Here is a 25,411-nt window from a genome sequence, read left to right on the forward strand (position 1 = left end):
AAGCAGGTAATTAATTTTTGATTATTAGGTTTTTCATTTATATTAACTAGTAATTGGATATAAAAATAAGAAAGAGATAATGGGACACGAAACCACAAAAGTATTAGTTGTAGATGACGATATGCGCTTACGCAGTTTGCTTGAACGTTACTTAGTAGAGCAAGGTTTTATTGTTAGAACCGCAGGTAATTCGGAGCAAATGGATAGACTCCTAGAGCGTGAAAACTTTCACTTAATGGTTCTTGATTTAATGCTCCCAGGCGAGGATGGCTTATCTATTTGCCGCCGTTTACGTCAAAAAGAAAACGAAATCCCTATTGTAATGCTTACCGCTAAAGGCGACGAAGTAGACCGTATTATTGGTCTTGAGCTTGGCGCTGATGACTACATTCCGAAACCTTTTAATCCTCGAGAATTGCTTGCGCGTATTAAAGCAATTTTACGTCGCCGCGCAAAAGAAGTACCTGGTGCTCCCGCTGCTGAAGAAAACTTAATCGCTTTTGGTAAATTTACGCTTAATTTGGCAACGCGAGAAATGAGTGAAGGAGATAAAACAATTTCACTTACCAGTGGTGAGTTTGCAGTACTTAAAGCGCTGGTTTCGCATCCGCGTGAGCCACTTAGCCGGGATAAGCTAATGAACCTAGCGCGTGGTCGTGATTACAGTGCGCTTGAACGAAGTATTGACGTGCAAGTGTCACGACTTCGCCGCATGATTGAAGTAGATGCAGCCAATCCTCGTTATATTCAAACCGTTTGGGGTTTGGGTTATGTGTTTGTTCCCGACGGTGAAAAGTAATTTATATGGGTTTTTTTCCGCGTAGTGCGTTTGGGCAAACTGTATTTTTAGTGGCAGCTTTACTGCTGATCAATCAAATAGTGTCGTATGTTACGGTTAGTTTTTACGTTGTAAAGCCAACTATTGAGCAAGTTAATTTAATGCTCGCTAAACAAATTAAAACGGTATTTATTGATTGGGAAGACGGCGTTGAAATAAACGACGAAGTATCTGCAAAGTTTTTTGAAATCACTGGCATTGAAGTAATGACGCAGCGCGAAGCAATGCGTCAAGGGCTTGGGCAAAGCCGCGAGTATTCTATGCTATCGCGTAGCATGACTGAGCAGTTAGGCGGTTTTTCTCGTGTACGTATTAGCCAAACAGATCCGTTAATCTATTGGGTTGAAGCACCGCAAGCGCCTGGTTACTGGGTAAAGGTACCGCTTAAAGGTTTTAAAGAGAATAACTTAGAGTTTTTGACTTTTTACTTATCAAGTATTGGATTTTTAAGTGTGCTGGGTGGATGGTTGTTTGCAAGGCACCTCAATAGGCCTTTAAAAGCTTTGCAACAAGCTGCAGTAAAAGTAGGCAAAGGCGACTTTTCTACCAAGTTAGAAGAAGAAGGCTCTACAGAAGTAATAGAAGTAACGCGCGCGTTTAACCAAATGTCGCGCGGAATTGCCGCACTTGAAAACGACCGCCGTTTACTAATGGCTGGTGTGTCTCATGATTTACGTACGCCGCTTACGCGTATCCGTTTAGCCACCGAAATGATGGTTGATGAAGACGACTATCTTCGTGAAGGTATTATTTACGATATAGAAGATATGAACGGGATTATCGATCAGTTTATTGAGTATTTACGCCACCACAAAACAGATGAGCTAAGCTGCGAAGATATAAATGCTTTAGTTGCCGAAGTTGTCAATTCTGAGCTTCAGCATCAACGTACTATTACGTTTAAAAGTAATCCAAATATAGGCAATATACCGTTAAGCTCTGTGGCTATTAAGCGTGTAATTACCAATATGATTGGTAATGCGCTACGTTATTCTGAGGGCGATATTGAAGTACTTAGCTATTTTAATTCAAATAAAAAATACGTGGTTATTGCTGTAAACGACAGCGGCCCCGGCATCCCTGAAAACGAATTAGAGTCTGTGTTTGAGCCATTTAAACAAGGCGATGCAGCTCGCGGCAGTGAAGGTAGCGGCTTAGGCCTTGCTATTATTAAACGCATTGTTGATATGCACGACGGTAAAGTAAAACTAGAAAACCGCCCAGAAGGCGGTTTAAGTGCACAAGTATATTTGCCAATAAAGGTATTAACCCCTGCATAGTAAATGCAGGGGTCCCATTATATTAAAGTGCTTTAAAACGAATAGCTGTACCGCCACTAGTGGCCAGCTTAAGCGTTAGTTTATCGTTTGTAGTTACAATACGTTTTTCGATAGCTATATCGTACGGATTGTTTTTCCACTCTGCGTTTTTACCATCTTTATAAATTTGTGCTTCAAACTTTTTGCCTTGCTCTAAAAAGTCGAGTTTTACCTCAATAGTTCTGGCTTTTTCGTCTGTAACAGCACCTAGGTACCAATCGTTTCCTGAGTATTTAGTACTTTTACGTTCTTTACGGGCAAATACAATAAAGTCGCCTACTTCACCATCAATAGCAATACTTTGCTGCCAATCAGTTGGTACGTCTTGAATAAATTGAAATGCGTCGGGCTTCGCTAAGTAATTTTTAGGCAAATCAGCAGCCATTTGAATAGGGCTGTATAAAACAACATAAAGAGCGAGTTGTTTAGCGAGTGTGGTTTGTGGGCGGTTTGTATCGCCTCCTAAACCATTAAAGCTCATATCAAAAATACCTGGCGTAAAGTCCATTGGTCCTGCAAGCATGCGGGTAAAAGCAAGCATTGGTACATGCTCTGGTGGGTTAGGTGGTGAACCCCATGCATTATACTCTTGTCCGCGTGCGCCTTCGCGCGCAATCCAGTTTGGATAAGTACGGCGCAGGCCTGTATCTTTAATTGGCTCGTGAGTATTAATGCTAATTTTATGCTTAGCCGCAAGTTTTACGTTATAAAGGTATTCGTTAACCATAAACTGGCCGTCATGCCATTCGTGGCGAGCAATACTGTTTTTGTCTATACGTTTTATATTTCCGCCATCGGCTACATAACCTGTTTTTACTTGGCTTACGTTTGATTTTTCGTAAAGGGCAAAAGCATCTTCCATTTGGTTACGGTAGTTACTTACATTGCCCGATGTTTCGTGATGGCCAATGAGCTGTACACCTTTTTCTTTGCCGTATCGAGTCAGTGCGGCAATGTCAAAGTCGTCGTACGGTTTGGTAAAGTTAAATACATCGCCATTAAAATACCAATCGCCATCCCAGCCAATATTCCAGCCTTCAACGAGTACGCCATCAAAACCATACTGGGCTGCAAAATCCATATAGTATTTTGTGGTTTGCGTAGTAGCGCCGTGTTTTTTACCGCTGCCCCATGTTTGTGTATTTATGTGCATACCCCACCAAATACCGACGTATTTACCAGGTTTAACCCACGACACATCACCCAACTTATTGGGCTCGTTTAGATTTAGTATTATGTCTGAATTAACTAACCCAACGGCGCTGTCGGCTATTTGAATGGTGCGCCATGGTGTTTCAAAAGCACCTTGTTTTTTAACAGCAATACCATCTGACCACGGTGTTAAATCGGCGGTAAACGTACCAGGACGGCGTTGATTAAGCACCATACCTGCGTAATCAACAAGTGCGGCTTCATGAATACTAATATGAGTACCGTCACTTGTTTTAAACGTAAATGGTGTGTGAGCTAGTGGAGCTTCGTTAAGTGGGGTAGTGTTGTAAACATATTCGTAGCGGTTCCAGCCACGAGCAGGTATCCACCATGCTGTTGCATCATGGCTATTGTTTATAGCAAATTCAGTCAACTCTTTGGTTATTTCTGTGTGCTCAAAACCTGCTTGTTGTGGCACTTCGTATCTAAAACCTACGCCACTATCAAATGCTTTAAATCGAATGGTATAGGTGCCTTTATTTGGCTCATTTTTTGTAAAGGTAACGGCTAATTCGTTATATTCGTCAACAACGTTTTGGCGTTCGCCCCAGGGTTGTTGCCATTGTGTATTAACGCTATTTTGCTCAATGCTTTTTATTTTAAAGCCATTGCTAAAGGCTGCTTGTGTTTTAAATTCAAACCCCAGTAAAGATTTGTTTATAACCGCTTTGTTTTTAAATTTTATTGCGTAGTTTGGCGTGTTGTTTTCGTCAGAGATGCTTACTGTTATTTGTGTGTCTGGCGATTTTAGCTCTACGGTTTGTCCGTAGCTATTACTAGCAAAGGCTAAAAGCACAAGTGCTGGTATTCTCATGGTGTGTCCTTGGATGAGTCGGTGGTGACGTTTAAGGATAATGACTGTTGGTGATTAATACGACTGCTTACATACGTATTCAATGTTTTAAAAAATAGAAAGAATTTGGTGGCTTAATCGGTCTATAATGTAAACAAATTGATAATAGCGGTCAGGAAAATGATAAAAAGATTACTTTGTGTATTTTTACTAAGTGTTAGTACTGGAGTTTTTGCAGCAAATATTACAATTAAAAATGCTAATAATGACCCATTACCTAATGCTGTTGTATGGCTAACTGCAGGAGGCCCCTCTAGCGTTATTCCTCCAGAAGCACCTTATGCGATGACCCAGCAAAATCGAGAATTTAAGCCGCGTATTTTAGTTGTCCCACAAAATGCAAAGGTAGAGTTTCCGAATGCGGACTCAATCATGCATCATGTTTATTCATTTTCTAAAGCTAAAACATTTGAATTAAAGCTATATAAGGAGCATCCAAAAGCGCCCATTACTTTTGATCAAACGGGTGTTGTTGAGCTTGGCTGTAATATTCATGATTGGATGTTAGGTTATATTGTAGTGGTAGATAGCACTATTTTTGCAATCACTGATGAAAGCGGGAATGTTGATTTAAATGCCAATTCAGGCGAATACACGTTAAGTGTTTGGCATTCTGGGTTTAGTGATATTAGTAAGGTTGAATCTCAAACTATTACTGTGGCTACTAACCCTATCACTTATAAAGTAAAGCAGGAAATTGCGGAGCAAATTGATTTTGCTACGGATGAATTTGATGACTATTAATCGCTTAATAAGGCTGGCATTTGTAGCCGGTGCTTTATGTTTTAGTAATGCATTGTATGCACAAGTAAAAGGCTTGATACAAATTAGAGCCGTGCAGGGGGACGATATACGTAGCTTCCAAGAGGGCGGTCTTGGGCTATATCGGCACGATACTAAAAGCGACGAACTTATTTTATCCCAAGGTATTTTAGATTTTAATGTTGATTTAGCATCTAGTTGGTCGGCTCATGGGGTGTTAAATGCGAATCAAGATCCTGACGTTGGCCTTGGCTTTACGCAAGCTTATATAAAGTATCAGCCGCTATCTAACAGCAACTATAAATGGCACATGCGCGTGGGGGGTTTTTACCCACTTATGTCGCTTGAAAATCCTGATATAGGGTGGACTTCTCCTTATAACTATACAAACTCAGCTATTAATAGCTGGATAGGCGAGGAAGTACGCACTGTTGGCGCAGAGGTAACTATTAAGCGCCCAGCAAAACGTTTTAACAGCGCTCATAGCTTTAGTTTTGTAGGTGCTACATTTAAAGGCAATGATCCTGCCGGTACTTTACTTGCGTGGCGTGGTTTTGCATTACACGATAGACAAACTACATTTAACGAAAGTATTAAATTTGCGCCTATAGCGGCATTAAATGCATACGAATTACGTTGGCAGGCTAATCAGGTTTTACCGTTTGAAGAAGTAGACGGTCGTTTTGGCTATTACGCTGGCGTACATTGGGATTACTTAAAAAAATCACAATTTCGAATTTATTATTACAACAATAATGGCGACCCAACCACACTTAATATTAGTACAGGGCAGTATGCTTGGGATACTCGCTTTACAAGCGCCGCTTGGCTTTATAAGTTTAATAGTAAAACACGTTTAATAGCACAGGTACTTAATGGTAAAACTGAAATGGGCAGTAACGCATTAATTGATAATGCTTTTTATAGCCATTATTTAATGCTGAGCCATAAAGAAGGCAAACATCGAGTTTCAGTACGTTATGATTATTTTAAAGTGACAGATAACGACACCACTGCGTTTGATCCTAATGCCAGCAATGGGGAAGGTTTAACCGCAACATGGCGCTACCAGCTCACTAATAAACTACAAATCGGGGTTGAAGGTTCTGCACTTAAAAGTGTTGCAAAAAATAGAGAGCCGATTGGATTTAATGAACGAATCTCGCAGCAGCAAGTAATGCTAAATGCGCAGTGGCGTTTTTAAAAGTATAAAAAAGGGAGCATTTACATGCTCCCTTTTTAGTTTAATAAAATTGGTATAGATTATACCAACCTGCATAAATATTTGATCAATTTAACGAATTAAATTGCACTATAACGTCGTTAAAAATTTTTTATTTAGAACAACTAGATACAAAAATTTTTGCCTAGTTCTAGCGTAATTTTCTTAACGTTAAATAGACCCCATATATAAGCTGATTGGTATTATTTTTTATCGAATGCGCGTTTCATGTAGTTAGGTGTAGCGAGTGCACCATGATGAATACCGCTATTGTAGTATTCACTTTGCTCAGCTATTTGTGCTGCGCCGTCTTCTCTGAAACCGTTAAATGCCTCTGATTTACGTGCAAGTGTCACCGACCATAAACCGCTTGGGTAAATTGGTTGTGGGAATGGCAGTGTTTGTAAATCGTTAAAGCCTACGCTTAGCATTGCTTCGCGCATTTCAACTAGTAAAGGCATATGCATAAGTGGCGATTCACTTTGTTGCACTAAAATACCGCCTGGGCGCAGTGCATCTAAACAGCTTGTGTAAAACGCATGATTAAATAAACCTTCACCTGGGCCTACTGGGTCTGTGCCATCAACAATAACCACGTCGATAGATTCGCCAGCGGCTTCGCGCATGTATTTAATACCGTCGTCAAACATAACGGTTGCACGTAGATCGTCGTTAGACTCGCAAAGCTCTGGGAAGTATTTTAACGACATTTGCGTTACTACTTCGTCTATATCTATTTGCGTTACAGTTTCTACGCCTGGGTGTTTTAATACCTCGCGTAAAGTACCGCAGTCGCCGCCGCCAATAATAACGACGTTTTTAGGGTTTGGATGCGCTAAAAGTGCAGGGTGGCTGATCATCTCATGATAAAAGAAGTTTTCGCGGGTTGTTACCATGGTACACCCGTCGATGATCATTAAATTACCAAAGTCTGTGGTTTCAAACATTTCTACCTTTTGAAAAGGAGACTGCTTTTCATCTAACTTTTTATTAATACGTAATGAAAATGCGCTGCCATCACGGTCGCTAATTTCAGTAAACCACTTACTTTGATCTAAATTTGCCATAGTTACTATTACACTTTTTAGGTTGAGTATGAAAAAGGGGCAATTCTGCCAGTGCTTGGCGTTTTGCTCAATGACATTTTAACTGATTTAACGAATAAAGTTAGTTAGGAGTGAGTGAAAGTTCAATTTTTGTTAGCCTAGTGGATAGTGACGTATTAAAATGCGCCTTTATACCTAATTGACTAAAGAAGAGTTGCCATGACCTGGGGTTTAGAAACAGCACGCGCCACTTATAACGTTGCTCATTGGAGTGATGGTTATTTTGATATTAACGCACAAGGCGAACTGGTGGCTTACCCAGATGGCGACCAAACAAAACCGGCCATTTCTTTAACGCAATTAACAGAGCAGTTTAAACAGCAAGGTTTAACGTTGCCGGTTTTAGTGCGCTTTACCGATATTTTAAAAAATCGTGTAGACACACTTACTAACGCATTTACTCAAGCGCGGGCAAATCGTGAATATAACGGTAAATACACCTGTGTTTACCCTATTAAAGTAAATCAGCAACGCTCAGTAGTAAGTAAGCTATTAGCGCATCCAAGCGGACTTGTTGGCCTAGAAGCAGGTTCAAAACCAGAGCTTATGGCTATTTTGGGTGTAGCAAAAGAGCCAATTACTATTGTGTGTAACGGCTATAAAGACAGTGAGTTTTTACGTTTGGCATGTATTGGTCAAGCAATGGGGCACAGTGTAAAAATTGTGGTAGAGAAGCTTTCAGAATTAACCACGTTATTAGATGAAATAGACAACCTAGGCATTGAGCCAGCTATTGGTATTCGTATTCGTCTAAATTCAGTCGGTAAAGGCAAGTGGCAAAATACCGGTGGCGAAAAAGGCAAGTTTGGTTTAACAGCAGGCCAAGTACTAAGTGCTGTTGAAGTGCTTAAAAAGCATAATAAGCTGCACTTAATGCAAATGGTGCACTTTCATATTGGTTCTCAAATTGCCAACATTCGTGATATTCACCGTGCTTTGCGTGAATGCGCACGCCACTTTGCTGAGCTTACACAATTAAACGTACCGCTAAATACAGTAGATGTGGGCGGCGGTTTAGGCGTTGATTACGAGGGCTCTGGCTCGCGTAGCGCGTGTTCAATGAACTACACAGTAGAAGAGTACGCGCGTAATGTAGTGAATGCATTTGCAGAGGTGTGCGACCAACATAATCTTACGCATCCGGCCATTATCACCGAATCGGGTCGTGCTTTAACGGCTCACCATGCGGTATTAATTACCGATGTAATTGACGTAGAAAAAGCGCCTAATCATTTAAATCCAGAGCCACCGCTTGAAAATAGCGCATTAGTGCTTGATGAAATGTGGCAGTGTTTACAGCGTTTAAACCCGCGTATGGCACTTGAAATTTATCATGATGCGATGCACTTATTTAGCGAAGCGCACGATCAGTACGTGCATGGCTTAGTAAGCATGCTAGAGTGGGCAAAAATAGAGCAGCTTTACTTTACTATTTTACATCGTGTACGTGCATCACTTAGTAATAATGCGCGCGCGCACCGTGAAGTCCTCGACGATTTAAACGAAAAGCTTGCCGATAAACTGTTTGTTAACTTTTCATTGTTTCAGTCATTGCCTGATGTATGGGGTATTCAGCAGTTGTTTCCGGTTATGCCAATCGAAAACTTAACTCAACCATTGACTCAGCGTGCGATTATTCAAGATATTACCTGTGACTCTGATGGGCAAATTCGTGAATACGTTGAAGGCGCGGGTATCGAGACTAGCTTACCCATCCCTGAATATAAACATGGCGAACAATATCATATTGCTATGTTTATGGTAGGCGCGTATCAAGAAATTTTAGGTGATTTACATAACCTATTTGGCGATACCGATTCGGTGCATGTAGAGCTTAACGACGATGGCTACGTGTTAACCAATGCCATAAAAGGTGATAGCGTTAAGGATGTATTAAAGTTTGTTGACTATGATAGCGCCATTTTAGCTGACAACTTTGCGTACCAAGTTAATAAACTTGATGTATCAGCGCAGTGTAAAGAAGGTTATTTGGCTGAGCTTAATGCAGGCCTTGAAGGCTATACCTATTTTGAAGATTAATAATTTAGGTTAATACCAATTCCATTAAGTATGTGATCTAAATTTTACGCCGAAAAAATAATTCAGTTCTAGGCGTAAATTGATGTAAATGGTTGTTCCCTTTACAAAATTTACAACAAAGAAATGAGTTGTTTTAGCAAGTAAAATAGATCAGCTATTTATTGGAATTGGTATAATTACATCACTAAGTATAAAAAGTGCAGTAACAAGGTTGCTGCGCCATGTTTAAAGGAATGGAAGTAATGTCAGTTATTCGCAGTGTATTTAGTATTGTTTTTTACACAATAAACACACTTTTTTGGTTTGTGCCTATTTTTGTTTGTGGGCTTATAAAGCTTATTCCTATTAAGCCGCTACAAAAGCTTATGAGTTGGGCTGCTAAGCAATTTGCAACAATTTGGGTTACCTTTAATAGCCTAAATCAAAAGCTATTTACACCCACTAAACTTAATGTAACTGGCCTTGAAGACCTTAAACTAAAAGATTGGTACCTAGTAATTGCAAATCACCAAAGCTGGGTCGATATTTTAGTATTACAGCGCGTGTTTAATCGTAAAATTCCATTTTTAAACTTCTTTTTGAAAAAAGAGCTTATTTATGTGCCTATTTTAGGTTTATGTTGGTGGGCGCTTGATTTTCCGTTTATGACTCGCACGAGTAAAAGCCAATTAAAAAAGAATCCAAAGCTGCGTGGCAAAGATTTAGAAACCACACGTAAAGCCTGCGAAAAATTTAAAGAGATGCCAGTAAGTGTGGTTAACTTTGTAGAAGGCACTCGTTTTACTACGCAAAAGCATGAGCGCCAAAATAGCCCGTTCCCACATTTATTAAAACCAAAAGCGGGCGGTATTGCTTTTGTAATGCAAGCAATGGGCGAGCAAATTACTAAAGTGGTTAACGTTACCATTCAGTACCCAGATGGTATTCCTACTTTTATGGATTTTGCTGGTGGTAAGGTAAAAAATATCAACGTACACGTGGAAGTAAGGCCGGTAAGCGAAGAGCTTATTGGTGACTACACCGGTGATTCTGAATTTAGAGTTCGCTTTCAAAGCGAGTTAAACCGCTTATGGGAAAATAAAGAGCAAACACTGCAATCGCTCGAAAAAACCCATAAGTAAAAGGTAAAAAATATGAGCTTACAGTTATGCTAAAAAAGTGGTTACCAAATTGGCTTAACGGCTTAATTGTAGGCTGTGTATTGTTTTCTAACATGATACTTTTTGGCTCGCTAGTATTTGTACTGGGCCTTATTAAGTTATTACTGCCTTTGCCTGTGGTTAACTCTATATTACACAGCGCTTATAGAGGTTGGTGTAACGGCAACCGTTTAGGGCTTTGGTTAGGTTGCCCTAACATTGTGGTTGATATAAGTGGCGACTTAAACTCAAAAAGTTGGTATTTACTTATTTGTAACCACGCGAGTTGGTTAGATATAACTGTACTTAGCTCATTACATGCATTGCCTGCCCCTAAGTTCTTTTTAAAAGACGGGTTAAAGTACATGCCTTTTATTGGCACTGGTGCGTGGGCTATGGGTATGCCGTTTATGAAACGGGTAAGCAAAGCGCAGCTTGCTAAAAATCCAAAGTTGAAAGGGTTGGATGTAGAGCGCACGAAGCGTAGCTGTCGTAATTTTCGTCATCATCCTACTACCATCATTAATTTTGTTGAAGGTACACGCTATACGCCAGCCAAACATAATCTGCAACAAAGTCCTTTTAAGCATTTATTAAAGCCCAGAGCGGGTGGCATTGCTTTTGCGCTTGAAGTATTAGCCGATCAATTTGATGCCATGCTTAATACAAGTTTAGTATACAGCGGTAAGACAGATCACGTTTGTCGTAACTTGCTAAAAGGTGAGCTAGATTCTATTTATGTTTCAATAGACGTAACTCCCATTAATGACAATATGCAGGGCAGCTATCAAAGCGATGACGTATTTAAAGTTAATTTTCAACATTATGTGAATGAGCTATGGGTTGCTAAAGATCAGCAGCTTGCCGACATTTATGCTCAACAAGATTTACCTGAACCACAAATCAGTAAGGAAATTGAAACACTATGACCAACACCCATCTTCAGGAATTAATTGCTCCTTGGTTTGAAAAAGTACCCGACGCGGATTTTCTTAGCTCAATTACCGCAGTCTCAATAGGGATATTTTCTTTATTAATTGTTTACTTATTTACTCGTAGATTAATGTTACCTGGCATTCAAAAAATAGTGACGAGGCTTTCTCCTGAGCGAATTGGTGCGCTTTCTCCTATGCTTAATAAGCTAAATAAACGTATTGCCGGAATGCTGTGCTGCGTATTGTTTTTAGCTACGTTTGATAGCGTATACCCAGTTAATGAAATTGCAGGAGAAATACTAAAAACAATAGGACAAGCTTTGCTTATTATTTATGCGGGTTTTATTTTTAGTAGTATTGTGAGCATTGCGGGTACTATTTATAACCAGTTAGAGTTTGCACGCGAAGTCCCTATTCAGGGCTTAATTCAGGTTGTTAAGCTAATAACCTTTATTGTGTGTGCAATTTTAATTGTGAGCATTTTTCTTGAGAAGTCACCTACTTATATTCTCTCTGGCTTTGGTGCTATTGCTGCCGTTACGTTATTAGTATTTAAAGACACTATTTTAGGCTTTGTAGCCAGTATTCAAATAGCAGCAAATCGCCTAGTAACCTATGGTGATTGGATTCAAGTAGAAAATTACGGCGCCGATGGAGAAGTAATTGATTTGGGTTTAAACACTGTAAAGGTACGTAACTGGGATAACACCATAACAACTATTCCAACTTATATGCTGGTAGCGGGTTCATTTAAAAACTGGCGCGGCATGCAAGAGTCGGGCGGTAGACGTATTAAACGTTCACTCAATATTGATATGCACAGTATTTGTTTAGTGGGTGATGAGTTTAGAAAACAAATTGATGCGGCTATTCCGCTGCACGACTATATTCGAGTGACGACATTACCTGCTCAGGTTTCTAATTTAGGGCTATTTCGTCGCTATGCTGAAGGCTATTTAAAACAGCACAGTAAAATTAATACGTCGCTTACGTTAATGGTACGAGAGCTACAACCACTAAACCATGGTTTACCTATTGAGTTTTATTGCTTTAGTGAAGACAAACGCTGGATTTCGTACGAGCATTTACAAGCCGAAATAATGGACCATTTACTTGCGGTATTACCCGTGTTTGGGCTTAGAGCGTATCAAAGTGTAAGTGGGCAATTAAGCCCACCTAACGAGCAACAAACAGATAAGCCAACATTTAGAGTGATGGCAAATAGTGCTGTAAAAGACCCACAGCAATAAATAAAGCTAAGAGCCACCAAATAGGTGGCTTTTTAAATCGCAGCCATGCAAATGTAATTATTACTAACGCAACTTGCCAAAGGTTATGCACCGCTGATGTCCAAATTGGCGAATACAGTGCAGCCGCTAAAAAACCTACTACCGCGGCATTAAGCGCCGCTATTGAGCTTGCAAAACGTGGCTTACTTGCCAAGTTAATCCAGCTCTTTTGGAATGCGAGTATAAGTAAAAAACCAGGCATAAATATAAGCAGTGTAGCTATAAGAGCACCCACTAAAGGTTGTTCTGTAGTAAGTTGTGCGCCTAAGTAAGTAGCAATAGTAAACATAGGCCCAGGCACTGCTTGTGCACTCGCGTAAGCACTTAAAAACTGATCATCACTCAATGCTGGTACGCCAGCTTGAAGTACCGGCAGTACTACGTGTCCGCCGCCGAACACCATTGCACCTGCCTGGTAAAAAGGGGCAAACAAAGCGAACTCATGCCCTAGTGGAATAAAGCTAACACCAAGTAAGAGCGCAAATAATCCCAGTGCAATCCAATTAATATTACTTTTTGTACTGCTAACATTTTCTGTGGCTGTACCCAGTTTTAATAAAGGCCATATAGCACCTATTGTTGCAGCGGTTATTAAAATAGCGATTTGAGTTCCCATCATTGGAAATAACACCAAAGCAAGTGTACTCATTACAGCAAGTAACTTAAGCGCAGCACTTGTACAAAAGCTTTTAGCCATACTAAGTGTTGCATCAGCAACTATAACAACGGCAAATAACTTTAAGCCTGCAATAATAGCAAAGTAAACAGCGTCAAACTGATGAGCACTAACCGCAAGTAGCACCATTATTAAAAACGAAGGCAGCGTAAAACCTACAAAAGCAGCTATACCACCCAGTACTCCAGCACGCTCAACACCAATAGCGAAACTAACTTGGCTAGAGCCTGGCCCAGGCAGTGCTTGGCTTAAACTAATAAGTTGTGCGTAACGCGTGTTAGTTAACCAATTTAACGAGTCTACAAAGTGGCGTTTAAAGTAACCTAAATGCGCAGCGGGGCCACCAAAGCTCATACACCCTAGTAAAAAAAACTGTCTAAAAATAGCAATTAACATTGCGCCATTATCCTTTGTAAAATTCGTTAAATTGTCACTGTGTAGTATGACATTTTTATTAAAATGACACATTAGTTTGGTGTCTGTTTAACAATCAAGCAAGATGCGTTGGTTTTAACACCCTCTTCATAGTTTGTTCATACATGTATTTGCATACTCTTGCTAAATTCTTAATGAATAGGGTATCACCATGACTTTAATTAAATCACTTTTAAGCGTAACCGTACTAGCCGTATTACTTTCTGGTTGTGAAATGAATAATGCAGGTAAAGGCGCAGCAATTGGCGCTGCCGCAGGTGGCGTATTAGGTAAAGCTACGAGTAACCATAAAGATAAACGCTTTTTTATTGGTGCAGCTATAGGGGCACTTGCGGGAGCTGCTGTTGGCGACTACATGGATAAACAAGAAGCGGCTTTTCGTGATGAGTTAGCGGGTTCAGGTGTTGAAGTAGTGCGTGAAGGTGATAACTTACGTTTAGTAATGCCATCAAATATTACATTTGCGACTGCTCAGTCTTATATTTCATCAGGCTTTAACGATACGTTAGATGCAATTGCTAAAGTAATGAACAAGTACGAAAAAACCTACTTAAGTGTAGAAGGTCATACCGACAGTACGGGTAAAGATAGCTTCAACATGAATCTATCGCGTGAACGCGCACAAAGTGTGAAAGACTACTTAGTGAACCAACAAATTATGGCTACACGTATTAGCACTATGGGCTATGGCGAAACACGCCCAATTGCAACTAATGATAGTGCAAATGGCCGTGCTCAAAACCGCCGTGTAGAAATTCAGATAGTGCCAAATACCGAAGGTTAATCTTTATTAAACTGTAATTCACACAGTTTTTGATACAGCGGGTTACTTACTAACAACTCTTGGTGAGTACCCGTTGCTATAATCTCCCCATTTTCCATCACTACAATTACATCGGCATGTTTAACCGTTGCCAGCCTATGGGCAATAATTAACGTTGTTCTGTTTTGCATTAAATGCTCAAGTGCAGCTTGTACATGGTGTTCGCTTTGCGCATCCAGCGCGCTGGTGGCTTCATCCAGAAGAAGTATTTCAGGGTCTTTTAATATGGCACGTGCAAGCACAATACGCTGCTTTTGCCCACCCGATAACCTCACACCCTGCTCACCTAAAAAGCTGTTATAACCTTGCGGTAACTGTTTGATAAATTCATCGGCATGCGCATACTTTGCTGCGGCATATACTTGCTCATTGGTTGCACTTGGGTTGCCGTAGCGGATGTTATGCATTACGTCGGAGCTAAATAAAATAGGGTTTTGCGCTACCATGCCCATTTTATTACGCAGAGTATTAAGCGATAAATCTTTAATGTTTACATCTTTAAATTTAATGGCTCCGCTAGCTGGATCGTAGAAGCGTTGTAGTAATTCAAATAACGTTGTTTTACCTGCGCCAGAAGGGCCAACAATTGCCACGGTTTGGCCTTGATTTATATTTAGGCTTATTTTATTAAGCGCACTCACGTCTGGACGAGAAGGATAGTTAAAGCTTATATTTTCAAGTGTAATAGCAGGGCTGTTAATGTTTTGCAGTAAGCTATCGTCTTGTGGATCTAGCGGGTTTTCTATCTCACTTTTAACAGCAAGTAACTCAAGTAACCTTGCCGCAGCACCAGCTGCACGTTGTAGTTCGCCATATACTTCAGCAACGGTTGCCACCGACATTGCCACCATAATAGCGTAAAATACAAATGCACCTAACTCGCCGCCGCTCATGGTGCCTGCAAGTACGTCGTTACCACCTACCCATAACATAGCGCTAATAGCACTAAAGGTTAAAAAAATCACCACGGCTATTAAAAATGAACGTTGCTTAATACGTTTTTTAGCAACGTTAAAGGCTTTTTCGGTCTCAAGCGCAAAGGCATGTTGTTCTTGTTCTTCATGGCTATAACTTTGCACTACTTTAATATTTTGTATGATTTCTCCGGCATAGGTACTTATGTCGGCAATGGCATCTTGGCTAGAGCTTGCTAGTTTGCGTACCTTGCGACCAAATATCATCATAGGAACAAGTACCAGCGGTACACAGGCTACAACCACTAAAGTAAGTTTTAAATTAGTAAATAGCAGCATAGCTAAGCCACCAATCAACATAAGTACACTGCGCAGCGCCATAGAAAATGATGAGCCGATAATTGATTGCAGTAATGTGGTGTCGGTGGTTAAACGCGACATAAGTTCGCCACTGCGGTTTTCTTCAAAGTAGCTAGGGTGTAGCGTTACAATGCGATTAAACACTGCTTTTCTAATATCGTTACTTACCCGCTCGCCAATCCACGACATTAAATAAAAACGGCTAAAAGTACCTATCGCTAATAAGCTGATTAAACCAATGAGTACCAGCACAGCTTGTTGCAATTGATCTTTGGAGCCTGCAATAAACCCATGATCAATAACAAACTTAACCCCCTGACCTAGTGATAAGTTAACACCCGCAGTGATCAATAGCGCGGCTAGCGCAGCTACTACCATCCATTTGTAAGGTTTTATAAAAGCAAAAACAGGTAATAAGCTGCTAAAAGCAGCTTTTTCGGATGCAGAGGTGTTTTTTGACATAGTGGATTCTTTTTAAAGGTTAAGGTATAGATATGGCATCATCGGATTAAAAATCAATAGTATTAAATATCATCAATAAGGAATAGCTATGACAACAAAAATAATAAGCGGTGAATTTACAGTGGCTTTAGCGCCTATTGAAGGTTATACCAAAGGTCAGCAAGGCATTAACTTAGGACGCATGTCGATTGATAAAACTTTTACTGGTGCGCTTAATGCTACCAGCCAAGGCGAGATGCTTAGTGCAATGACGCCAACCCAAGGCAGTGCGGGTTACGTGGCAATAGAGCAAGTGATAGGTGAGCTTGAAGGTAAGCAGGGCAGTTTTGTACTGCAACACTTTGGCACTATGAATAAAGGACAAGACAGTCTTATTTTAAATGTTGTTCCTGATTCGGGCTCAAATGAGCTGAAAGGATTAACTGGCAGTATGAAAATACGCATTGAGCAGGGCATTCACTATTACGATTTTGAATACAGCTTATAAAGTGGATAACAAACAATGCAAAAAATAGTAGAATTTAAAAAGCGTGGTTTTTAGTAACGACATTGATGTAAATGATTTAAATGAGCGCATATACCGCTAAAATCAAGAAGGTTGGAAAGTAATAAGGCCAAATAATGGCCTATATATTATTAATAGAAAACGATGAACTATAAGGATAAGAATGACATTAGCAGCATGGTTTAGTTTAGTGCTTGTATGCATGATGGGTGCAATGTCGCCAGGCCCAAGCCTTGCAGTTGTATTAAAGCATACAATGAGTGGCGGAATGAAAAACGGTATGCTTGCTGCACTTAGCCATGGCGTAGGTGTTGGGCTTTATGCGGCAGCTTCGTTACTTGGCTTAGGAGCATTAATGGTTCAGTTTCCTACCGTATACCAAGTGCTAGTTTATTTGGGCGCTGGGTATTTAGCCTATTTAGGTTTAAAAATACTATTGGCAAAACCCAGTAATGACGAACTGCAAGTACAAAAAAGCGAGGTAAGTGAAACTAAAGCGCTGCAAGATGGATTCGCCATTGCATTTTTAAACCCTAAATTAGCCATTTTCTTTTTAGCGTTGTTCTCGCAATTTATAGACCCTCAGGCACTTACTTTAAGCATTGGCATTATTATGTGCTTAACCGTGTTTATAATTGATACAGGTTGGTATTTGCTAGTTGCAGTACTTACTGAGGTTTCAAAAAACCGCTTTGGTTTTACTAAGCAAAACCCATGGCTTGATAAAATATTGGGTGTTGTGTTTATTGCTCTTGCTATAAAGGTCGTTATTAGTTTGTAAGATTGAGTAGAGATCATTGAAGCTTGCAGAGTGTATTTGTAGTTATATAGATAAAGGATTAAAACAATGACAAAACATATTTTAAAAAGTGCTTCATTCGATTACAAGGTAAAACAATATTGGATGGTTACTACTTCACTATTTGCAATGTTAGCTCTTGTTACTATACCGCTTATACCTATCATTTTACTTATAGTATGGCTGGTGGGCGGGAGAATACTCGCAGCTATGTCGGCTGACTTATTACCACAAAAATTGGTAGTTAAACGTGGCATATTATTTAAAGAAGAAAAATCTATTCCGCTTGAAAAAATAACTGATGTTGGATTAAGCCAAGGGCCGTTAATGCGACTGTTTGGGTTATATCGTTTAAGCTTTGAAACGGCAGGGCAGTCAGGAAATGGGGCTTTAGTGTCTTTGCTTGGTGTAGTTAATGCGAGTGAGTTTAGAGAAGCGATACTTGAGCAAAAAGATGTATTGGCTAATCAAGGTAAAACTTCGCAGCAGGCGACAGAACAAAGTGAGAAAGAGCTACTGAGAGCACTTACTTATAGTGTTAAAAATATTGAGCAGATGCTACTTGTTTTACTTGATGAAAGGCAGCAAAAGTAACTTATTTTTAAATACAGTCAATATCTTGCTTATAAGGATGTTTTTGTGACTACGGATATTGAAAATATATTTAATAATTATCCTCAGATAACTAAAAGTACGCTTATAAAATTACGGGAGCTAATTTATACCGTAGCACAAGAGCAAAACTTGGGAGCTGTGGAGGAGTCAATAAAGTGGGGAGAGCCAAGTTATAGCACAATAAATGGCAGCCCCATTCGCATTGGCTTTAAAGGATCATCATGTTATTTGTTTTTTCATTGCCAATCAAAGCTAGTAAGCACATTTAGAGAGCTGTATTCCCATAGTCTTACTTTTGAAGGAAATAGAGCAATAGTGTTAAATAGTGAAAAGCCATTACCAGAGTACCCACTTAAAGCGTGTATTAAATTAGCACTGACTTATCACAGCGTTAAACACCTACCTTTGTTAGGTGCATAACTGCAAGCACTTAAGTAGATGCTTAAAACACGCTACATATTTGGCTTGCATCACAGGTAATAACACTAACGTTTTCATAACCAACACGTGTTAGCGCTTCTGCACCAAGGGTTGCACGTGCACCACTGGCACAGTGTAAGTAAATTGGGCGTGTTGCGTCTTTTTCTATTTCCATCAACTTCATTTCGAGTAACCCGCGCGGAATATTTATTGCTCCAACAGCTGCATTTGTTGCGTGTTCTGCGGGTTCGCGCACATCAATAAGTAAACCGTTATTTTGTTCAAGCTCGAGCTTTGCTTGCGCTGCGTCAATGCGGCGCTGGTTAGGTGTGATAATTTTAAGTAAATCAGGGATCGATGTAAGCATGCTTTTTTATTCCTTAAGGTTACGTTTGCGTAATTGTGTGATCATCAAATACCAACAACTAATACAGATTGAATTGAGTTTAGTGCAATAAAAACAGTAAGCCATATTCATCTAGGATCAAAATATTGCAGCAATACAAATACGGCAATTATGAGTCCCGCAATTAAAAAATGAGCTATTGAGCTTTATTTAGTGTTTTATTTACTATATTCGTTTTTTCTATATTAGTAAATTCTAATGTTAGACATTAACAATGTATATATTTATACTCCAATCACTTTTTATAATAAGAGCATGCTATGAATATCGACTTTATTGCAATGGCTGGGAATGTGGCGCAGGCAGAGCAGTTATTAAAAATTTTAGCGAATAAAAATCGCTTAATGATTTTATGCTCTTTGCAAGATAAAGAAATGAGTGTATCGCAACTAAATGAAGCCGTACCTTTAGCACAATCGGCACTTTCTCAGCATTTAGCTGCACTACGAAAAGCGAATGTTGTTGCCACTCGCCGTGAAAGCCAAACTATTTATTATCGTATAATTGACGATAACGCAGTGCAATTACTTGGCACGCTATATAACTTATTTTGTAAAGACTAACGATTTTTAGTGGCGTGAGTAGCGCAGCGAAAGCAGGTTAGAATAACCTCCGCTCCATTATTTTTGCGCTATTAACTTTTTGAAGCATTTGTACTTAAATAGATTTCGTACGAAAACAGCCACTATCTTTAGACGAAGCTACAAATATATAGCAGCGTATTATCGCAAGGTTTAACCCAAGCGATAAGTTTGCGGTTAAATACCATCTCAAATAAACGTAGCTATTTCATCGATAGATTTTTTATCCAGTGCATGAGCCGGTATTGTTGCATCATCACTTGGGTAACCTGTAATAAGTAGCATGTATGGGCGTTCGTTATCTCTATCGCGACCACATATGTCGGTTAAAAAGCTCATTGGTTTTGGAGTATGAGTAAGGGTTGCCAAACCTGAACGGTGCAAAGCCTGAATTAAAAAGCCGGTAGCTAAGCCAACAGACTCATGCACATAATAATTCGTATTTTTATCATCGGTGCTTACGCCACCCTTTTTTTGACTAAATACAGCTATAAGCCAAGGTGCATGCTCTAAATAAGGTTTATTGGCGTCGGTACCTAACGGTTTTAGCGCATCTAACCATTCTTCACCTGCTCTGCCTTCGTAAAAAGAGCGCTCTAGTTTTTCTGCGGCTTCTCTTATTTGCTTTTTTACATCGCTACTATTTATAGCAACAAAATGCCAAGGCTGATGATTCGCTCCACTGGGTGCTGTACCTGCTGCTTTTATACATGCTTCAATAATATTCTTAGGCACTGGTCGATCGCTAAAGCTGCGAATGCTATGGCGGCGTTGGCTAGTGGTTAAAAACTCGTTAGCGCGATTTAGCATTTCGTCGTGTGGGTATTCTATAAAGTCGTTTAATGGCTGGCTTTGGTGATCTTGCATGGCTTTTCGCTTCTTATAAAAAGTATATGTGGTTTTTATACCGAGTGAATAAAGTGTAGGCAAGTGTTATGAGTTTAAATTATGTTTATTTGTTGTTACAAATTTAACCAGTAAGTAACTTATGTTCCTGTTTTTCTTGTGGTATAAAACATCATAAAAATAATTACTCATATTCAAGGAAGTAAAAATGCTATCAATAACTGGGTTATCTAAAACCTACGATAACGGCGTACATGCACTACAAGGTGTTGATTTATCTATCGGTAAAGGGATGTTTGGATTGCTTGGGCCAAATGGCGCAGGTAAATCATCGCTTATGCGTACCATTGCAACACTACAGTCGGCTGATTCAGGTTCAATTACTTTTGATGGCATTGATGTATTTAAAGACCCACAGGCACTGCGCCAACGCTTAGGTTACTTACCACAAGATTTTGGTGTGTACCCGCGTGTTAGTGCTTACGACTTACTGGACCATATGGCTGTTTTAAAGGGTATTCATAATAAAGCACAGCGTAAAGAGTCGGTTGAAGGGTTACTTGCGCACACTAATTTATATCAACATCGCTCAAAAGCGGTAAGTGGCTTTTCGGGCGGTATGCGCCAGCGTTTTGGTATTGCACAAGCCTTACTAGGCGACCCTGATTTACTAATCGTTGATGAGCCAACAGCGGGGCTAGATCCTGAAGAGCGTAATCGTTTTCATAACTTATTAGTAAGCTTAGGCGAGCAAAAAGTAGTTATATTATCGACCCATATTGTTGAAGATGTTGCAGAGCTTTGCCCAAATATGGCGGTGTTGGCTGGCGGTAAGATTTTACTAGAAGGTAATCCAATAGCGCTTACCGATAAGCTCCAAGGACAAATTTGGCGCAAAGCCATGAGCCAAGAAGAAGCGCAAGAACTTGAGCCGCAATTACCGGTTATTTCAAAACGCTTATTTGCAGGGAAAACAATTTTACATGTAATAGCAGAGCAGGCTCCACAAGGGTTTGAAGCAAGTAATGCAAATTTAGAAGATGTGTATTTTTCTACACTGCTTAATCATCGTAACAGCGAAGTAGCATAAGGAGGCGTTATGTTTTTTAATATGCTTGCGTTTGAGCTGCGCTATTTTATGCGCCAACCTTCGTTTTATGTGACCTCATTAATCTTCTTTTTTATGGCGTTTTTTATAAGCTCCAGTAGTAAGTTTCCGCTAGGTGGGGCGAATGTTCATATGAACTCGCCTTTCTCTATTATGCTTTTAACCGTTACATTTTGTACACTCGCTATGTTTTTAGTGGTTAACTTTGTTGCCAGCTCCGCTATTCGCAACAGTGAAAGCAAAATGGATGAGCTGGTATTTAGTAAGCCTGTTAATCCTGTGCCTTATCAAGCAGGGCGTTTTTTTGGTTCTTACTTAGTTGTACTTATTGTATTTTTAAGCGTGCCATTGGGTGTGTTTTTAGGGTCGCAATTTGGTTTATTAGTTGGCTGGCTCGATGGCGAATTGATTGGTCCTAATAAGCTAATGTACTACGCTGCGCCTTATCTTTATTTAGCAGTGCCAAGTTTACTGGTGCTTGCGGCTATTTTTAATAGTGTAGCGGTCTATTTTAAAACCATGATGTCGGTGTATGTAGCAGCTGTTGTGATTTTTATAGCCTATCAAATTGCCGGCGTTTACTTTGATGATTTAGCATTTAGAAATATTGTTGTTTACGCCGACCCATTTGGCTCTGGTTCGTTAATTGATTTAACACGTTATTGGACTGTAAATGATAAAAACACAGAAGTGCTAACGCTCACAGGTGACCTTTTAGTTAACCGTATATTGTGGGTGGCAATCAGTGTTGCAATGTTTTTTGGCCTTGGAAAGCTAAGCAACCGCATAGTAACTAAAAAACAGAAGAAGCAATTTAAAGTCTCTGCTTTTGTACAAAATAAACAAGCTGCACTTATCAACAGTGCTAAAAATTATAAATCAGCGGGGATTAGTACTAAATCTCAGCTAATAATGCGCAGTATATTCGAACTTAAACAAGTTATATTTAGTGCTCCTTTTATGATTTTAGCGGGTGTAAGCATTGTAACGCTTATGATCCCTCTGTTTGCGCCTATTGGTGCTTATGGCACTACTAACTGGCCTTTAACTCAGAATATGGTCAATATTATTAGCGGTATTTCCGGTTTGTTTTTGTTTGTTATTATCGCTTTTTATAGTGCTGAGCTTGTGTGGCGAGAGCGACAAAGTGGCATGGGCGATATTGTTGACAGCTTTCCTGTACATAACAGTGTTTTTTGGGTGTCAAAAATACTGGCTTTAATCGCTGCTGTTTCTGGGTTGTTCCTCGTGGGAATGATACTCACAATTACAGTTCAGTTATTTAAAGGTCAATTTAATTTAGAGCTAGGACAGTATTTATTTAGGATTGTTTACTTATCGATTTTACCGTTGATTATGCTGACAGTACTCGCCTTCTTTTTACAGATTATTAGCCCGAATAAATATGTAGGAATGGGTTTGTTTATTTTGTATTACATAGCGCAAAAAGTAATGGGTTCTTATGGGTTTGAGCATCATATGTATCATTTTTCGCAAAGCAGTAGCGTACCGTATTCTGATATAAATGGTTATGGGCATTTCTTACAAGCTGCGCATTGGTACACATTATATTGGGGCGCGTTAAGTCTTGTTTTAGCGATTGTTGGGTTTGCGTTATGGCACCGTGGTCCTTCACAAACGCTGCGTACACGCCTGTCTATGCTTCGTTATAATATGTCGTTAAAAGGGCAAGCGATTGCGGTTATTAGTGCATTAGTGTTTGTTGGTGCAGGCTACAATATTTATAACAACACAAGAGTTTTGAATGAGTTTACTACGAGCGATGAGTTTCAAGACAAGCAAATAAGTTATGAACAGCAGTTTGCACAATACAAAGACTTAGCAGTACCTATGGTGACCGATGTTGACTTAACTGTTGATATTTATCCAAAAAAGCGTGCTTTAAGTGCTGTGGCAAAAATTAAATTTACTAATACCTCTAACGAGCCAATTACGCGAGTGTTAATAAGCTCACCTCAACACGCTAAAAGTTGGGATGTAGCCATGGCAGGCGGTAAGATAGTTGAAAAATTACCAGCGCTTTATTCAGCATGGTTTGAGTTTGAGCAGCCGCTTATGCCAAACGAAATAAGAGAAGGGCAACTGTCGGTTACTCGTGATCATACAGCCTTTACTGATAAAGACTCTGATACACAATTAGTTGCCAATGGCACTTTTATTAATAACTTGGAACTCCTTCCTAGCTTTGGTTATAGCCGTGGTTTACAGGTAGCTGATAAATTTGAACGCCGTAAGCATGATTTACCAGAACTTGAACGTGCCCATAAGCTAGAAGACAGTCAGTACTATACACAAAGTGATTTTGGTGCAGCTAATGGGTTTATTAACTTTAAGGCAACGGTAACAACCGACGAGTCGCAATTTGCTATTACCCCAGGGTATTTACAAAGTGAAAGTGTAAAAGACGGGCGCCGCACTTTTGTTTATGAAATGGATGCGCCTATTTTAAACTTTTATGCGGTGCTTTCGGCTGAACTTGAAAGTAAAAAGGTTGAGCATAATGGGGTAAATATTGAGGTGTATTACCACAAAAATCATGCATGGAATGTTGACCGTATGATTGAGTCGGTACAAGACTCGATAGATTACTTTACACAAGCATTTGGGCCGTATCAGCATAAGCAGCTACGTATAATTGAATTTCCTAAGTATCGCTCGTTTGCACAAAGCTTTGCCAATACAGTCCCTTACTCAGAAAGCATGGGGTTTATTACAGACTTAAGAGATGAGAGTAAAGTTGACTACCCTTACTATGTTACCGCACATGAAGTAGCGCACCAATGGTGGGGGCATCAAGTGTCGGGAGCGAATGTTGAGGGGAGCGCAGTTATGTCAGAAACGCTTTCACAGTACAGTGCGCTTATGGTGCTCGAAAAACGCTTTGGCGCAGAGAAGCTACGTAAGTTTTTAAAATATGAACTTGATAGGTACTTAATAGGGCGTACAGGGGAAGCCTTTGAAGAAATGCCACTATATAAAACGCAGTCTCAACAATATCTTCATTACAATAAAGGATCTGTGGTAATGATGGCGATTTATGATCGTTTAGGTGAAAAACGTTTAAATGATGCACTAAAAGCATTTTTAAATGAGTTTCAGTACCAATCAACACCATACCCAACAACACTTGATTTACTTAGCTATTTAAAACAAGACGCAACACAAGCCGAACAAAGCTTTATTGACGATCAGTTTAAATACATAACACTGTATGAGCTTGAGATGAAAGAGGTGTCAGTTACAGATAGCGTTGATAGCGAAGGTTTTTATACTGTAACACTTAGCGTAGAAGCCGTTAAACAGCGTGCGGATGGCCAAGGTGAAGAAACTGAACAGCCGCTCGATGAGCTAATTGATATTGCATTGTTTAGCGATGACCCTGAAAACCTACTAGCTGAAGATTTTGTTATTTACTCTCAAAAGCACCAAATAGTATCAGGTATTAATACGATTGAGCTTAAAGTAAAAGAAAAGCCATTATTTGCGGGGGTCGATCCTTACATTAAGCTGGTCGATAAAGACAGTAAAAACAACTTAGCTAAGTTTTAACTGCTATTTAAATAACAATTCTTTTAGTTAACTAATCTGAATACAGGTTAACTACTTTAAAGGCCGCATTTATGCGGCCTTTATGTGTAATAAACTGTATAAAACTTCATAGCGTTTCTACATATTCCCCACAGCTTTTTACGCTAATATTTTATGTTCTCTTATAAAGTTACCTT

22 protein-coding genes are annotated in these 25,411 nt (G+C 39.6%); 16 read left to right on the top strand and 6 right to left on the bottom strand.

The window, feature by feature from the left end; all coding sequences use genetic code 11:
- Positions 1-79: 79 nt before the first annotated feature.
- Both ompR and envZ read left to right on the top strand, forming a co-directional pair.
- Entirely contained in the window at positions 80-799 is a 720-nt protein-coding gene (gene ompR, locus I6F53_RS08840; RefSeq protein ID WP_002959552.1) for an osmolarity response regulator transcription factor OmpR, read from the top strand.
- 5 nt (positions 800-804) lie between these two features.
- The gene (envZ, locus tag I6F53_RS08845; protein WP_197239207.1) at positions 805-2,118 is read left to right on the top strand and encodes a two-component system sensor histidine kinase EnvZ; all 1,314 of its coding nucleotides are present in this window, start codon (positions 805-807) and stop codon (positions 2,116-2,118) included.
- Positions 2,119-2,140: 22 nt separating this feature from the next.
- Here envZ and I6F53_RS08850 read toward each other — a convergent pair whose 3' ends face one another.
- A complete protein-coding gene (locus I6F53_RS08850; RefSeq protein WP_197239210.1) occupies positions 2,141-4,183 on the bottom strand; it encodes a glycoside hydrolase family 97 protein in 2,043 nt (680 codons plus the stop codon).
- Positions 4,184-4,342: 159 nt separating this feature from the next.
- Between I6F53_RS08850 and I6F53_RS08855 the strand changes: the two genes are divergently transcribed.
- Entirely contained in the window at positions 4,343-4,966 is a 624-nt protein-coding gene (locus I6F53_RS08855) for a methylamine utilization protein (protein WP_197239212.1), read from the top strand.
- Complete coding sequence (locus I6F53_RS08860) at positions 4,956-6,188, top strand: hypothetical protein (protein WP_197239214.1); 1,233 nt, start codon at positions 4,956-4,958, stop codon at positions 6,186-6,188. The genes I6F53_RS08855 and I6F53_RS08860 overlap by 11 nt, the downstream gene beginning before the upstream one ends.
- Positions 6,189-6,409: 221 nt before the next feature.
- On the opposite strand, the gene speE is transcribed toward I6F53_RS08860, so the two are convergent.
- Positions 6,410-7,273 (bottom strand): polyamine aminopropyltransferase, encoded by an 864-nt coding sequence (gene speE, locus I6F53_RS08865; RefSeq protein ID WP_197142456.1) that lies wholly within the window; start codon positions 7,271-7,273, stop codon positions 6,410-6,412.
- A gap of 198 nt (positions 7,274-7,471) precedes the next feature.
- On the opposite strand from speE, the gene speA reads away from it, so the two are divergent.
- The 4 genes from speA (at position 7,472) to I6F53_RS08885 (ending at position 12,676) form a co-directional block, all read left to right on the top strand.
- On the top strand, positions 7,472-9,352 hold the full coding sequence (speA, locus tag I6F53_RS08870; protein WP_197161207.1) for a biosynthetic arginine decarboxylase: 1,881 nt from the start codon (positions 7,472-7,474) through the stop codon (positions 9,350-9,352).
- 242 nt (positions 9,353-9,594) lie between these two features.
- Positions 9,595-10,473, top strand: coding sequence for an acyltransferase (locus I6F53_RS08875; protein WP_197239254.1), 879 nt, complete (start codon positions 9,595-9,597; stop codon positions 10,471-10,473).
- Between the two features lie 26 nt (positions 10,474-10,499).
- Entirely contained in the window at positions 10,500-11,420 is a 921-nt protein-coding gene (locus I6F53_RS08880) for an acetyltransferase (protein WP_197239216.1), read from the top strand.
- Complete coding sequence (locus I6F53_RS08885; RefSeq protein ID WP_024594278.1) at positions 11,417-12,676, top strand: mechanosensitive ion channel family protein; 1,260 nt, start codon at positions 11,417-11,419, stop codon at positions 12,674-12,676. The genes I6F53_RS08880 and I6F53_RS08885 overlap by 4 nt, the downstream gene beginning before the upstream one ends.
- Here the strand turns inward: I6F53_RS08885 and chrA are convergent.
- Positions 12,633-13,787 (bottom strand): chromate efflux transporter, encoded by a 1,155-nt coding sequence (gene chrA, locus I6F53_RS08890; RefSeq protein ID WP_010554934.1) that lies wholly within the window; start codon positions 13,785-13,787, stop codon positions 12,633-12,635. The two genes, I6F53_RS08885 and chrA, sit on opposite strands and share 44 nt — an antisense overlap.
- Before the next feature lie 190 nt (positions 13,788-13,977).
- On the opposite strand from chrA, the gene I6F53_RS08895 reads away from it, so the two are divergent.
- Positions 13,978-14,610: an OmpA family protein gene (locus I6F53_RS08895; RefSeq protein ID WP_197239218.1), complete on the top strand. Its 633-nt coding sequence runs from the start codon at positions 13,978-13,980 to the stop codon at positions 14,608-14,610.
- Here I6F53_RS08895 and I6F53_RS08900 read toward each other — a convergent pair.
- Positions 14,607-16,385 carry an ABC transporter transmembrane domain-containing protein gene (locus tag I6F53_RS08900; RefSeq protein WP_197239219.1) on the bottom strand — a complete coding sequence of 593 codons (1,779 nt, stop codon included), beginning with the start codon at positions 16,383-16,385 and terminating at the stop codon, positions 14,607-14,609. The two genes, I6F53_RS08895 and I6F53_RS08900, sit on opposite strands and share 4 nt — an antisense overlap.
- Positions 16,386-16,473: 88 nt before the next feature.
- On the opposite strand from I6F53_RS08900, the gene I6F53_RS08905 reads away from it, so the two are divergent.
- From I6F53_RS08905 to I6F53_RS08920, 4 genes are all read left to right on the top strand, one after another.
- Positions 16,474-16,872, top strand: coding sequence for a DUF3224 domain-containing protein (locus I6F53_RS08905; protein ID WP_197239221.1), 399 nt, complete (start codon positions 16,474-16,476; stop codon positions 16,870-16,872).
- A 181-nt stretch (positions 16,873-17,053) separates the two neighbouring features.
- The gene (locus tag I6F53_RS08910; protein ID WP_197239224.1) at positions 17,054-17,671 is read left to right on the top strand and encodes a LysE family translocator; all 618 of its coding nucleotides are present in this window, start codon (positions 17,054-17,056) and stop codon (positions 17,669-17,671) included.
- 66 nt (positions 17,672-17,737) lie between these two features.
- Positions 17,738-18,283, top strand: a complete 546-nt coding sequence (locus I6F53_RS08915; protein ID WP_165729086.1) for a PH domain-containing protein — start codon at positions 17,738-17,740, stop codon at positions 18,281-18,283.
- A gap of 45 nt (positions 18,284-18,328) precedes the next feature.
- Positions 18,329-18,724, top strand: coding sequence for a DUF1801 domain-containing protein (locus I6F53_RS08920; protein WP_197239226.1), 396 nt, complete (start codon positions 18,329-18,331; stop codon positions 18,722-18,724).
- A 22-nt stretch (positions 18,725-18,746) separates the two neighbouring features.
- Here the strand turns inward: I6F53_RS08920 and I6F53_RS08925 are convergent, their stop codons facing one another.
- On the bottom strand, positions 18,747-19,091 hold the full coding sequence (locus tag I6F53_RS08925) for a rhodanese-like domain-containing protein (RefSeq protein ID WP_197239229.1): 345 nt from the start codon (positions 19,089-19,091) through the stop codon (positions 18,747-18,749).
- A gap of 299 nt (positions 19,092-19,390) precedes the next feature.
- Between I6F53_RS08925 and I6F53_RS08930 the strand changes: the two genes are divergently transcribed.
- Positions 19,391-19,693, top strand: a complete 303-nt coding sequence (locus I6F53_RS08930; protein ID WP_165729089.1) for an ArsR/SmtB family transcription factor — start codon at positions 19,391-19,393, stop codon at positions 19,691-19,693.
- 207 nt (positions 19,694-19,900) lie between these two features.
- Here I6F53_RS08930 and I6F53_RS08935 read toward each other — a convergent pair whose 3' ends face one another.
- On the bottom strand, positions 19,901-20,578 hold the full coding sequence (locus I6F53_RS08935) for a nitroreductase family protein (protein WP_197239231.1): 678 nt from the start codon (positions 20,576-20,578) through the stop codon (positions 19,901-19,903).
- Positions 20,579-20,765: 187 nt separating this feature from the next.
- On the opposite strand from I6F53_RS08935, the gene I6F53_RS08940 reads away from it, so the two are divergent.
- Positions 20,766-21,647 (top strand): ABC transporter ATP-binding protein, encoded by an 882-nt coding sequence (locus I6F53_RS08940; protein WP_197239233.1) that lies wholly within the window; start codon positions 20,766-20,768, stop codon positions 21,645-21,647.
- Positions 21,648-21,656: 9 nt separating this feature from the next.
- Entirely contained in the window at positions 21,657-25,235 is a 3,579-nt protein-coding gene (locus I6F53_RS08945) for an ABC transporter permease/M1 family aminopeptidase (RefSeq protein WP_197239236.1), read from the top strand.
- Positions 25,236-25,411: the final 176 nt, after the last annotated feature.

The organism is Pseudoalteromonas sp. SWN29, assembly GCF_015864465.1.
Classification (GTDB): domain Bacteria; phylum Pseudomonadota; class Gammaproteobacteria; order Enterobacterales; family Alteromonadaceae; genus Pseudoalteromonas.